General features: G+C 32.1%; 12 protein-coding genes. 4 read left to right on the top strand and 8 right to left on the bottom strand.

Features of this window, described 5'->3' with window-relative positions; translation table 11 throughout:
* Window positions 1–18: 18 nt before the first annotated feature.
* Complete coding sequence (gene wrbA, locus X924_RS00290) at window positions 19–633, bottom strand: NAD(P)H:quinone oxidoreductase (protein ID WP_121956946.1); 615 nt, start codon at window positions 631–633, stop codon at window positions 19–21.
* A 674-nt stretch (window positions 634–1,307) separates the two neighbouring features.
* Between wrbA and X924_RS00285 the strand changes: the two genes are divergently transcribed.
* The 3 genes from X924_RS00285 to X924_RS10095 all read left to right on the top strand — a co-directional run bounded on the left by X924_RS00285 (window position 1,308) and on the right by X924_RS10095 (window position 2,698).
* A complete protein-coding gene (locus X924_RS00285) occupies window positions 1,308–1,574 on the top strand; it encodes a thioredoxin family protein (RefSeq protein ID WP_121956945.1) in 267 nt (88 codons plus the stop codon).
* Between the two features lie 224 nt (window positions 1,575–1,798).
* Entirely contained in the window at window positions 1,799–2,332 is a 534-nt protein-coding gene (locus X924_RS00280) for a GNAT family N-acetyltransferase (protein ID WP_121956944.1), read from the top strand.
* 228 nt (window positions 2,333–2,560) lie between these two features.
* On the top strand, window positions 2,561–2,698 hold the full coding sequence (locus X924_RS10095; RefSeq protein WP_158245261.1) for a hypothetical protein: 138 nt from the start codon (window positions 2,561–2,563) through the stop codon (window positions 2,696–2,698).
* A gap of 271 nt (window positions 2,699–2,969) precedes the next feature.
* Here the strand turns inward: X924_RS10095 and X924_RS10440 are convergent, their stop codons facing one another.
* On the bottom strand, window positions 2,970–3,140 hold the full coding sequence (locus X924_RS10440; protein ID WP_369825999.1) for an ATP-binding protein: 171 nt from the start codon (window positions 3,138–3,140) through the stop codon (window positions 2,970–2,972).
* A 127-nt stretch (window positions 3,141–3,267) separates the two neighbouring features.
* Complete coding sequence (locus X924_RS00270; RefSeq protein WP_121956943.1) at window positions 3,268–3,981, bottom strand: histidine kinase dimerization/phospho-acceptor domain-containing protein; 714 nt, start codon at window positions 3,979–3,981, stop codon at window positions 3,268–3,270.
* A 438-nt stretch (window positions 3,982–4,419) separates the two neighbouring features.
* Between X924_RS00270 and X924_RS00260 the strand changes: the two genes are divergently transcribed.
* Complete coding sequence (locus tag X924_RS00260; RefSeq protein ID WP_121956942.1) at window positions 4,420–4,689, top strand: hypothetical protein; 270 nt, start codon at window positions 4,420–4,422, stop codon at window positions 4,687–4,689.
* 60 nt (window positions 4,690–4,749) lie between these two features.
* On the opposite strand, the gene X924_RS00255 is transcribed toward X924_RS00260, so the two are convergent.
* The 5 genes from X924_RS00255 to X924_RS00235 form a co-directional block, all read right to left on the bottom strand.
* Complete coding sequence (locus X924_RS00255) at window positions 4,750–5,598, bottom strand: esterase family protein (RefSeq protein WP_199172595.1); 849 nt, start codon at window positions 5,596–5,598, stop codon at window positions 4,750–4,752.
* A 589-nt stretch (window positions 5,599–6,187) separates the two neighbouring features.
* Window positions 6,188–7,021, bottom strand: coding sequence for a carbohydrate ABC transporter permease (locus X924_RS00250; protein WP_121956940.1), 834 nt, complete (start codon window positions 7,019–7,021; stop codon window positions 6,188–6,190).
* A gap of 26 nt (window positions 7,022–7,047) precedes the next feature.
* Window positions 7,048–7,923 (bottom strand): carbohydrate ABC transporter permease, encoded by an 876-nt coding sequence (locus X924_RS00245; RefSeq protein WP_121956939.1) that lies wholly within the window; start codon window positions 7,921–7,923, stop codon window positions 7,048–7,050.
* 70 nt (window positions 7,924–7,993) lie between these two features.
* Complete coding sequence (locus X924_RS00240) at window positions 7,994–9,193, bottom strand: sugar ABC transporter substrate-binding protein (protein ID WP_158245260.1); 1,200 nt, start codon at window positions 9,191–9,193, stop codon at window positions 7,994–7,996.
* 117 nt (window positions 9,194–9,310) lie between these two features.
* A complete protein-coding gene (locus X924_RS00235) occupies window positions 9,311–12,334 on the bottom strand; it encodes a glucoamylase family protein (protein WP_121956937.1) in 3,024 nt (1,007 codons plus the stop codon).
* Window positions 12,335–12,559 lie beyond the last annotated feature (225 nt).

Raw genomic sequence — 12,559 nt, 5'->3', positions numbered from 1 at the left:
TTTTTTATAATTATTTAATCACCCAAAAATTTTTTTGGCTAATTCTGCGACTCTTTTACCTTGATGTCTTGCAAGTTCAAGTTCTAATTGGGTTGGTCTGCTTTCATCTCCGAATATGGCAACTGACGAAGCTCCATATGGAGTTCCACCATGAATATTAGAAGTATCTGATAAACCTGGTTCTGTAAAAGGGAGCCCAACTATTATCATTCCATGATGGAGTAATGTTGTATGAAAACTTAAAATGGTAGATTCTTGTCCACCGTGTTGGGTACTCGTTGCGGTAAAAACACTTCCTATTTTTCCTACTAATGCACCCGTGTTCCATAGACTCCCTGTGGTATCAAGAAACTCTCGCATTTGACCTGCCATCATTCCAAATCTTGTAGGAGTACCAAAAATTATCGCATCGGCCTGCGCGAGTGAATCTAAAGTTGCAATTGGTATATGACTGAAGACTTCTTGAGCCTTTTTAGCTCCGGATTTTATCAAAATATCTTCAGGTATTGTTTCTGGCACTTTATATATTTTAACTTCCGTTGTCTCTACTTCTCTTGCACCTTGAGCTTCAGCTTCCGCCATTTTGTAAATATGGCCATACATACTATAAAAAATGATGTTTACTTTAGCCATAAGTATCCTCCTTTAATATGACAAATTTTATCGTATTTATTATAACAGTAATATATTAAAAATATTTGAATGATATAATTTTTATATATTAATTTTTTTTTGAATAGATGGAATAAAACTAAAGATTATATAGGGACTTTAGGAATGAAGATTTTCAGAAAATAAGCTTTTGAATTTAAAATGGGTCCAGGGCGGAGCCCTCCTTTCTGTCTTGGTACAAATACCAAAAATTTGCAATTGTTAATTCGTTTTTGAATTTATAACGGGTCCAGGGTGGAGCCCTCCCCCTCTCTTTCACTACGCGTAGCGAAGAAGTTAAAGAAATTCATAGTTAGTAAGTATTAGAGTTATGGAGGTATTTTCGAAAAAATTTAAAACTAAAAGATTGGTAAAATTTAAGTTTTAGAATTTTTAAAGTAAGTGAAGGATTATATAGGAACTTTAGAAATGATAATTTTTCAGAAAATAAGCTTTTGAATTTAAAGTGGGTCCAGGGCGGAGCCCTCTCCCCCTTCCTTCGGTACAAGTACCGAAAAAGTTAAAAAAATTAAGAATTAGTAAAGATTAGAAGTGGGAAGGTATTTTGTAAAAGAATCAACGCTAAAGTATACATATAATAAGGATTTTGGAATTTCTAAAGTAAGTGAAGGATTATAATTCAGGAGGTACAAGAGATGAAAGCATTTTACTTTAAAAGTAAAGATTGTTCTGTATGTAAAGCTTTTTTACCAAGATTTTTAGAAATATGTGAAGAATACAATATTCCTTACGAAATTGTTGAAATCACTGAAAATCAAGAAAAAACAGCTCAACTTTTAGTATTCACAGTTCCAACCATTATTTTTTTGAATGAAGAAAACTATGAACTAATAAGATTTTCAGGGTATTTTGGAAGCTATGAGATCAAAAACTTTTTAGATAGATATTATTCAACTTACTAAACATTGTCCAAAAAAAGTTGAAAATAGGATTAAATTAGTTGCAGCAGATAAAGCAGAAATTGAACCTAAACTTAATGTAAGTGAAGGTGAACTTAATAATGTTGGATTTGATAGATAAGCAGTGAGGTATATCGTAGATCTTATAGTTTTATTTAAAGGTGACATCAGTATAGGGAAGAATTGTTCGGAATTTAACCTAAATGAGTTAGGAATAAGCAGAGAAAATGAATTATTTTGAGGTGATGAAATTGAAATGTACTGAGAATAAATTTATCTTAAATACAGTCACTGAAAATTTATTAAAAGATGTTTTAAATATTTATGATACCAATAGAGAATATTTTAAAATTTCAATGAATGAAAAACCTTCAATAGAAACTGTTATTGAAGATAAAAATGATATACCCCCAGACTCAAACTTACAAAATAAAAATTATAAGCTAATATCAATGAATGGGCAATATATTGGAATTATTGACTATATAATGAATTATCCAGATGAAGATGCAGTATATATAGGATTATTTATGATTCATGGAGATTTTCATAGACAGGGATATGGAAGAGCGTTCATTGAGGAGTTCATATCAAATATGAAAAGTAAAGGATACTTAAGGTTAAGGTTAGGTGTGTTAAAACAAAATAAAAATGGCTTTGAGTTTTGGACGAGAATGGGATTTAAAGTAGTAAAAGAAATATTTAGTACAATCCATCCCGAGAGGAAGTGGGAAATCAAGGTTATGGAAAAAACAATTTAAACAGGGAGAGAATATTAGGATAAGAAGGTTTTTATAAAAAATGAAGTAATAAAACATAAATATATATTTATCTATAGAATAATCTTTAAAAGAAAAATGGACATATCCTTTAATACAACCAAAGTTAATAGAAAAAACACAAACTGTTATTTTCAAGGATGCACCTTATCATATATAAGGCAATAAAGCTAAGATGTATGGTCTAATATTTTGAGGGGTGAGATTATATTGAAATACGAAGTTAGAAAAGCTCTAATGGAAGATGAAATGGCTAAGTTTTTAGATAAGGAAAGAAGAAAAAGGCAGTTTGAAAGATTTATTGAAAATGGAGAAATTATTTTAATTGGAATTTATAATAATGGTTAGAAAAAGATAATGCAATTCGTATACTTAGATACTCTAATAGACATCGGGACATTCCAATAGATGATTCGGCTCTAGTAGAAGAAGCTATTTACTTCTATAAAAAAGGACAAGCAGATATAATTGATTATTGTATAAAAAAGCATCCTCATCTTAAGTCCAGTATAACCATCTGTCTCACTGTCATATTGGTTTTATATTAAATTTAATAATAGCACCTTTTAGTTTATTGTTCTCAGCTTTAATATGTCCTCCATGCTTTTCTACGATGGTTTTAGCTATGTACATTGCCTAGACCAGAATGTTCTGTGGTAAATGAACGGGATTTGTCCCCCTTATAAAATTTATTGAAGATATTTTGTAGGTCCTCATTACTAAATCCCTTTCCCGTATCTATAATGGAAAATTTTATTTCTTCATCATTACATAGGATATTTAGTTTTATATATCCTCTTTTTTTGTGTATCTAATGCTGTTGGATATACAATTATCCAATATTTGCTCTGAGGACTTCATATCAAATCTAGCTATAAAGGTTTTTTCCATAGAATCTATAATATCTATTTTAAAATCTATTCCCTTTTCTTTAATTTTAAAAATTCTGCAATATTAATTTCTATAGGTTCTAAAATAAAAGTAGGATTTTCAATATTGGATATTTTATTCATGTCGTCTAATAGGATTAAGGCTCTCTCGTTATTCCTTTTAATGACTTTTATATAATCTTTTAATTTTTCCTCCTTAACCGTTCCGTCTATTATTGCTTCGGAATAAGTGCTTATGATGGTAAGAGGTGTCTTTAAATCATTGGCAATATTTGATATATTTTCTTGTCTCTTTTCTTCCAAATCCCATTGTTTTATAAGAGAATCTTTAAGGTTTATCCTCATGTCTTCAAAGGCATTGCAGAGTTTTGTAAACTCGTTATTTTCATCATATTTGATGGTAAAGTTTAGGTCTTGGTTTTTGATTTTATCTGATGCATCTAGTAGAATATTTACTGGCTTGTTTATGTTCTTACTCAATTTTTTAGCATATATAAGAGTAAATATTATTATAAATATAAAGGGCAAAAACATCATGGAATTATATAATAGGGATAGGATATTAGTATGAGTTTTTTGTGTGCTTATTAATCTATATCCCAATATGACAGCTCCTTTAACATTGCTATTTTCATCTAAAATAGGAATTATTCTAGTGAAAGACTTGCTACCAAAGGATTTAGTGGAGTTTATATTGTTAATTAAGTCTCTTTTATCTTCTATTATCTTTTTATCCAGCATTCCATATAATATATTTCCCTCTATGTCTAATACTTGAAATGTTTTATCCTATTCTTACAAAGGTTGGGAACCAAAAAACTTTAAAAGATTTATAGTTCAGGCTAATTCATGTCTTAATCATAATGCTTATGATGAATTAGATAAAATTAAATGTAATACTTTAGTAATAGGTAGGGATAGCGATAAAGTTGTGGAAAAAAAGCAAGTAAGGAAATGGCTGAAAGAATAAATAAAAGTAAATTGATTTTATATGAAGACCGTGGACATGGGGCATATGAAGAAGCTAGAGATTTTAACCAGCAAGCATTAAGATTTCTTATATCATAAGGGTTGTTAAATAAAATTAATCTTTAGATGTCAATGAAAATGAATGAATAGTATAATATGTATAAGAAAAGTTAAGAAAGTTGAAAACATTAGGGTTCTATCAACTAAAGTTTGAGGTTTAAGGAGATAAATGAAAGGTATGAACAGCATTTAAGGTATGTAAAGGAGTATTTTTCTATACATGTAGATGTACCACCTAACCCTCTTATAGCATTTAGATTTAAATATCAACATACTATGTGTGTGCTTGGATGGGCTAAAAAGTTATCAGAAAGAATAAAAGATGTTAATACAAATGCTTTATATATAGCAGTGGTTTTTCATGGAGGATATTCTGAAGGTAAAGAATTTCATGCTGAACGTGGAGCAAAAATTTTTTAGAAAGATATTTTAAGATTTTAAAGAAATAATAAATGAGAGAAGCTGCCATATTGGCAGCTTCTATTTTGGTTGAGTCAAAAAATTACCAGCATACTTCAAACCTTCTCTCATAGTTGGAATCCATACTCCCCAGTCATGACCACCGTCAACAATTCTTAGTTCAGCTGGTAAACCCGCATTTCTCATACTTTCATATAATTGAGTAGCATGAAGTTCGATAAAAAGTTCGTCGTCATCACCAGAGGCTATAAACATAGCAACTGGTTGACCTTTCATCAAATAGCTCATAAAAAGTGATGGATAGTTTAAAGATTTCCAAATATTTGGATCAAATGGATCTCCAAAAACGCCTGAAGTTATCGCAGCAGAATTTTTAGGTGGAACGGGATCGTAAACTGCCGGGCTCAGTAAAATTGCTACTGAAAATAACTCTGGATGAATCATAGAATATCTTAAGGCACCGTAACCTCCCATTGATTGCCCACCTATTACTCTTGCATCACGACTTTTAATAACTCTATATGTATCTTCTATGTACGGAATAAACTCTTGAAAAAACATACTTTCTATCTTTTCACGTCTGTCTACATACCAGTTATTTCCAGTTGCCGGCATAACTATTATGCTGGGAGGTAGTTCGCCATTTTCTATCAACTCATCTGCAATTTGATCGATCTTACCTTCATTAATCCATTGATACTGATTCCCACCTGAACCATGTAAAATGTAGATAATTGGATAATATAGATTAGATGAATCATAATTATCTGGCAAGTAAACTGAATATCCAACGTCTCTTCCTAATAAATTTGATCTAAAGAACTCGTATTTTATCGTACCTGAAAAAACAGTAACTGTTATCAAAGAAGAAATTAAAAATATAAACAAAAGTTTCTTTTCTTTCATCATTAGATACCTCCTCTTATAATAGTAATAATGTCTTTAGAAATTCCAAAATCCTTATTATATGTATGTTTTAGAATTGTTTTTTTACAAAATACCTCCTCAGTTCTAATCTTTACTAATTCTTAATTCTTTTAACTTTTTCGGTACTTGTACGGAGAGAGGGGAGAGGACTCCGCCCTGGACCCATTTTAAATTCAAAAGCTTATTTTTAAAAAATTTTCATTTCTAAAGTCCCTATAGATCTTTAATACTCACTTTAGAAATTCCAGAATCCTTATTATATATATTTTTTAGAATTGTTTTTTTACAAAATACTTCCTCAGTTCTAATTCTCACTAATTCTGAATTCTTTTAACTTTTTCGGTACTTGTACCGAAAGAGAGGGGAAGGGCTCCGCCCTGGACCTGATATAAATTCAAAACCTTATTTTCTGAAGATTATCATTTCTAAAGTACCTATGATAGTAAATTGAGAAACACATTATATATTCGCTTTAGAAATCATAAAAACTATCGTCACTAAAGTATCTATCTTATATTTTTACTATCTTTAAACTAAGTTTTTTATAGAGTATTAAAATGGTCTTAAATTATTATCCCTTTAATCCTGTAAAAGTTATCCCTTTTATAAAATATCTTTGAGTAAATAAAAATACTATTATTAGAGGTAAAATAACGATAACTGATCCTGCCATTTGCATGGCAATGTTTTCAGTATATTGTCCACCTAAAATCGAAATCGCTACGGGCAAAGTATACATACTTTCATCTGTGGCGATGATTAGTGGCCATAAAAAATTGTTCCAAGATCCTGTAAAGGTAAAGATTGTTATTGCAGCCATTGCAGGTTTGGCTAACGGCAAAATAACTCTAAAAAATATCCAGCCTTCATGAGCTCCATCCATCTTTGCTGCTTCGATTAATTCGTCAGGTATTCCACTTATGAATTGCCTCATAAAAAATATATTAAAAGCATTAGCAATTGCAGGTAATATCAATCCCCAGTATGTATTTAATAAATTGAGCTGAGTTAATAGCAAAAATATAGGTATCATTGTTATTTGGCCAGGTACCATTATCGTTCCTAATATGACTAAAAATAAAATATTTTTGTTTTTAAAATGGAATTTGGCAAACCCATAACCTGCCATTGTTGCAATTAAAACAGACAAAAATGTTGTAGATAGAGAAACTATTACTGAGTTTAAGAATGGTCTCCCAAAATTGACTTTCTGAAATAAATCTATATAATTTTGAAAAGTAGGACTTTTTGGGATCCATCTCGGAGGAAAAATAAATATCTCTCCAGGGCCTTTAAAGGATGTTGAAACCATCCAAATAAAAGGAATGACTGAAATTAATAACCAAATGATCAAAACTGCATGTACTATTATTTGTTCTATTGGTGAGATTTTTCTTTTTCTCATAAATATCAGCTCCTCAGTTTTTCACTTTAAACTTCAGACCTTCTTGCCCTCATTTGGATAAACGTTAAAGCAAATATCATCAAGAACAATACAAATGCTATAGAAGAAGCGTATCCTAATTTAAAGAATCTGAACCCTTGTCTATACAAATACAAAACTATAGATAAAGTTGAGTTTAATGGACCTCCTGCAGTTAACATATATGGTTCTTCAAATAATTGTAAATATCCTATAACCGTCATTACTGTTACAAAAAATATTGTAGGTCTTAAAGATGGAATGGTAACGTATAAAAATTGTTGAAATCTTGTAGCCCCATCTAATTCTGCAGCTTCATATAAATAATCTGGGATATTTTGTAAGCCTGCTGTAAAAAGAATTATGTTATATCCCACTGCTTTCCAAACTACCAGCATTATCACAGATGGCATAGCCCATACAGGATCACCTAACCAATTTGGACCTTGTATGCCAAATAAGCCTAAAAACCAATTAATTAATCCGTAATCTGGGTTCAGCATCCATGCCCATACTATAGCAATTGCAACAGTGTTTGTTATTGAGGGAAGATAAAAACTAACTTTAAAAAAGTTTTTTAAATAAGTTCCTTCTCTATTTATTAATGCAGCAAAACTTAATGAAAGAATAACTGTTAAAGGCATGGCTACTACCAACGCATATAATGTATTTAACAAGGCTCTCCAAAAAAGGGGATCTTTCATTAAATTTATATAATTTTCAAAACCGATAAAACTTGCATTACTCCAATCATACATTGCATAAACATCGAAATCAGTAAAACTGATAAAAAGAGAAACAAAAATTGGAATTACCATAAAAATTAATAAAAGGATTATAGGAGGTCCTATAAATGTTATTATAGCTCTTAATGGAGTTTTCATTTTATCACTCCTTCAAGGATTAGTTTATAAAAGCCCCTCCCCCTTGTTAGCAAGAGGGGCATGATAATTATTACTTCAATATCTTTTCAATATCTTTCTTTAAGTCTTTTGCCGCTTGTTCAGCTGTTTTTCTTGCATATATAGCTTCTTCGACTCTTCTATCCATCGATACTGAAATTTCTTGGAATTGAGGTATATTTACTGGAGCTTTAGCATCGTTTAATTGTTCGCCAAAAATCGCTATCATCGGATCTTGCTGTAATATTGGATCATCCCATGCTGCTTGGACGGATGGTAATGCGCTAACAATTTGATACCATTTTACTTGTATATCAGGTCTTGATAAAAACTCTATGAATTTCCAAGCTCCTTCTTTATTTTTTGAATCTCTGAATATTACTAGATCACTTCCACCCATGAAGGACGTTCTTGTTTTCTTTTGAGGCATCAAGGCAACATTCCATTTACCTTCGATCTGGGGAACTTGATCTCTTATCATAGTAACCATCCATGGACCGGAGAAAAACATTGGTGTATTGCCAGAAGCAAAATCTTGGAATAAGTTTCCTCCGCCACCTATTGGAGCAAGTTTTTCTGTAAAGAATCTTGTATAATATTCAAAAGCTTCAACGAATTCAGGTTGATCTACGATTACTTTTCCATTGCTATCAATAATATCTCCACCGTTTTGCCAAACAAAAGGCATTAATACTTGATAATTGTCTTGAGGTTGATAAAGAGTTATGCCATATTTGCCTTTTTCAGCCAATTTTTTTGCAGCATCGTATAATTCATCCCAATTTTGAGGAGCGTGATCGTATCCAACTTCGGCTAATAAGTCAGTTCGATAATAAAGTGCCCGTGTATCCACATACCAGGGAATACCAAGTTGTTTCCCACTTACTGTACCAGTTTGCCAAGCACCTTCAAAGAAGTTTTCGGGTTTTACTATTTCAGATTTTTGAATATACGGGGTTAAATCTTCGAAGGCCCCCATACTCCCAAAAGGCGCCATCCATGTAGTTCCCATTTGAGCTACATCTGGAACTTGCCTACCGGCAATACCTGTTAAAATCTTATCATATGCATTCGCCCAGGGAATAGCTTGAATATTGACTTCATATTCAGGATACTCTTCCATAAACAATTTTGCTAACTGATCAAGACTCTTTGCTTCTTCACCCATTGCCCATACAGTGATTTTCGTTGCACCAAAAGTTGATGCTACTAAAATCAAAAAAATGCTTAAAACACCTACCACTCTTTTCATAATATTACACCTCCTATTTTTCCTCATTTAATCACTTTAGAAATTTCAAGGCCGCCCTTGGACCTGTTATAAATTCAATCATTTATTTTAAAAAAATTTCATTTCTAAAGTTCATATTTACTCAGTTAATTCCAAAGTACCCCAGTTTTGTGGATTTGCCCAAATATCTGGCAATGGATTCCATGAAATTATATTTTGTCTTACATATGCTCCAATTTGTGCATCTTGTTTATTGGAATTATGGACTGTGTGACTGAAACCTATTTGTATACCTTCTCTTGGAGACAGTCCAAGATATTCAAATGGTATTTTTATCTCTATACTGTATCCGTGATCTGTTCTCAAAGAAGCCACTTGAACTTTTGGAGCGGTTTTAGATAAAGGACCTGGATTTGCGTCTTCGTGTCTCACTGCTTGTACATTTCCTTCTGTATCAAATGGAAGTACCGCTAATTTGAACAATCCTGCATTAGATCCAGCTACATTTGGATTAATATAGAATTCTATAGAATCGGTTCTATAATAGCCTCCGACATCTTGGGGAGCGATATTTACAACAACGTATTCATCGTATACATCGGCCGCTAAATACAAATTTTCATTGTCCCAAGCTGCTTGAAAGTAGCTATGTAGAACTTGTGATCTTTTATCCACAGGGACAATTCCTCCGGCTGGTACATTCATATCTTCAGTTACTACATATCTCGGTATATCTTTCCATTCAGATAAATCGCCGTCTATTTTAATAGGCTGTTTTAACCTTGGAGCCTGCGCTAATTTTACTTCAGAACTTGTTAAAAGTCTCTTATATTCTTCAACATACCAAGGAGTTACCGCATAGTCGGAAACCTTTTCAACGAATCCGATTTTATTTAAAGCATTTTGAATATGTTCATTACTCATAAACAAATCCCAAATTAAGCCTGTTTTATAGTTTTCGATCATTAAGATAATATCTCCTTGATCTATTCCTATATATTGATCTGAGAACCAAACTTCGTCAACATTGAAGGCACTATAGAATCCATATTTACCCCATACTAAGGGGCCATATTTGCTTAACATGCCTCTTATTGCGTTTATTGAAAGATCAAAGGTGAATGGTATAGAAGATATAGATGCATATGGGGCAACAGTTCCATCATGATTACCATCGACCGCTCCATAAGCCTTGTATCCAGCTGGGCCATCGCTTGCACTAAGACCCCAAATATCCATATCATATGTTTCATATTTGAATCTATTTTGTACTGCAAACAGCCAATTATATCTGGTAGCAGCTTCTGCATTATTGAAATAATTTGCGTATTTATCTTCTTTATCTCTAAAGTCTATCCAAATATTTGGATATTGGTACACAAATAGTGTTTCTTGAGGTAAATATATGTATGTATCATTTTTAACAGGTCTAAATATCTTATCCCATGATTCTGAAGGGATCGGATATGTTGGAGATCCTATAGCTAATACATAAGCTAATAATCCTTCGTTAAATGAATCCCATCTCGCTCCTAAAAAGCCCGCTTCGGGTTTGAATCCCATTGATAAAGTATCTCCACCATCTAACATCCATTGCCAATTAACGTTTTCGTATAAAATATTAGCGAGTTCTTCGATTTCTGTATCTTTAAAATACGATCCGGCTGTTAATGCCCCAGCTACTAAAATTGCGGTATCAATTGAAGAAATCTCACTATTGCCGGCTCTTTTACCTGTGTTCATATCAACAAAATGATAGAAGAAGCCATTCATTCCTTCAACTTTTCCTTCTACAAAAGTTTTTAAAGTTGTTAAAACTCTTTCGTATCCTTCTTCATAGCTTATCCAACCATTTTCGATCCCTACAGGAATAGCAGAAAGTCCCATACCAACCGCTGCTATACTTGAAGGAGAATCTTTTGTGCTTCTATCTTTAATCAAACCATTCACTGGATTTGCTTCATTCCAGAAATATAAGAAAGCTCTTTTTTGAATTTCTTCGAGTAAAGCTTCGTCATCTAATTCTAAAAGGGTTTGTACTTCTTCTTTGATGTTTGATGGGGCCATAGATAATAGTTCTTCGACCGTAGGCTTGCTTGATTTTTCAACAAATATTCCGTCTACATAGAATGGTTCGTATAGAGGAGTTTTTACGTTGTTTTCATCAAATCCACCAAATGCAAGATAAATCATGTATTTATTGCCTTCCACCAAATTGCTCATGTTACCTGCAATTTCAAATTTAACTTTGTTCCATCCTGAACTTACCTGAGTATCAGAAAATACTCCTCCGACCCATTTCCAACCGTCTGTAACATCTGCCATACCTAAGAAATACATAGTAGGTTTAATTTTATTTTCTTTTGGAATATAAACGTTCATAATTACTTCGTTTCTTCCTGCCCATGCTAAAACTTTTTCTCCAGAAAGTTCTATTGCAATTTTTGCTTCGATTGCTTTACCATCAGGAATTACTTTCATTGCGTATAAACCTTCGGCTGCTAAATCTTTTGCTAATTCAAATTTTGCTCCTGTATTATCATTACCAAAAGTTCCTATCTCTTCTTCACTATCCATAGACCAAATATATATTCTTTCGATTTCAGGTTCTTCTGAGTTTAAAGCTATTAAATTGTCTACGTAAAAAGGGTCTTTCAAAGGAATGTTCGTAACTCCTTGAGTATGCATAAAAGAGAAATAAAGCATGTATTTTCCGTCTATAAGCAAATCTTGCATCTTTTCTGTTAACTTGTACTCTATAATATTCCAACCATCTTTTGGTTCTGTTTCAGAAAATATTCCGTCTACCCATTTCCATCCTTCCGTAACATCTGCCATACCCAAAAAGAATTTATTAGGTTTTAGAGATGCGTCTGGTCTTGTATAAATTGCTAATTTTAGAGTGTCATTTCCCAACCAATTGTTCAATCTTTCTCCAGATAATTCAAAAGCCATCTTTGTTTCGGCAGATTCTCCAGAGGGAACTATAATGGTTGAGTACTTTCCTTCATATACGAATCTTCCGCTTAATTCAAAGCGTGCTCCAGAGTTATCGTTGTTTAAATCGTTGGTATATTCAAAACTATGAATGAAAGACTGTGAAAAAATAGATAAACTAAAAAACAGTACTAAAGCTATCAATAAATAAGTTGCTTTTTTCATGCTTACTTACCTCCTTTTTGATATTTTTTACTTACTTTAGAAATTCCAAAATGCTTATTATATATATGTTTTAGCGTTAATTTTTTTACAAATTACCTCCTCAGTTTTAATCTTCACTAATTCTTAATTTCTTTAACTTTTTCACTACGTGTAGCGAAAGAGGGGGGAGAGCTGTGCCCTGGACCCATTTTAAATTTAAAAACTTATTTTCTGAAAATCACCATT

This window comes from Petrotoga sp. 9PWA.NaAc.5.4 (genome assembly GCF_002895485.1).
Lineage (GTDB): Bacteria > Thermotogota > Thermotogae > Petrotogales > Petrotogaceae > AZRK01.
The sequence above is the reverse complement of the archived record's forward strand: the minus strand, read 5'-3'. Positions and strand labels throughout refer to the sequence as shown.

Bases quoted from the DNA above. Each gene is read 5' to 3' on its own strand.
- wrbA (WP_121956946.1), bottom strand. From the start codon at position 633: ATGGCTAAAGTAAACATCATTTTTTATAGTATGTATGGCCATATTTAC.
- X924_RS00285 (WP_121956945.1), top strand. From the start codon at position 1,308: ATGAAAGCATTTTACTTTAAAAGTAAAGATTGTTCTGTATGTAAAGCT.
- X924_RS00280 (WP_121956944.1), top strand. From the start codon at position 1,799: ATGAATTATTTTGAGGTGATGAAATTGAAATGTACTGAGAATAAATTT.
- X924_RS00270 (WP_121956943.1), bottom strand. From the start codon at position 3,981: ATGCTGGATAAAAAGATAATAGAAGATAAAAGAGACTTAATTAACAAT.
- X924_RS00255 (WP_199172595.1), bottom strand. From the start codon at position 5,598: ATGATGAAAGAAAAGAAACTTTTGTTTATATTTTTAATTTCTTCTTTG.
- X924_RS00250 (WP_121956940.1), bottom strand. From the start codon at position 7,021: ATGAGAAAAAGAAAAATCTCACCAATAGAACAAATAATAGTACATGCA.
- X924_RS00245 (WP_121956939.1), bottom strand. From the start codon at position 7,923: ATGAAAACTCCATTAAGAGCTATAATAACATTTATAGGACCTCCTATA.
- X924_RS00240 (WP_158245260.1), bottom strand. From the start codon at position 9,193: ATGAAAAGAGTGGTAGGTGTTTTAAGCATTTTTTTGATTTTAGTAGCA.
- X924_RS00235 (WP_121956937.1), bottom strand. From the start codon at position 12,334: ATGAAAAAAGCAACTTATTTATTGATAGCTTTAGTACTGTTTTTTAGT.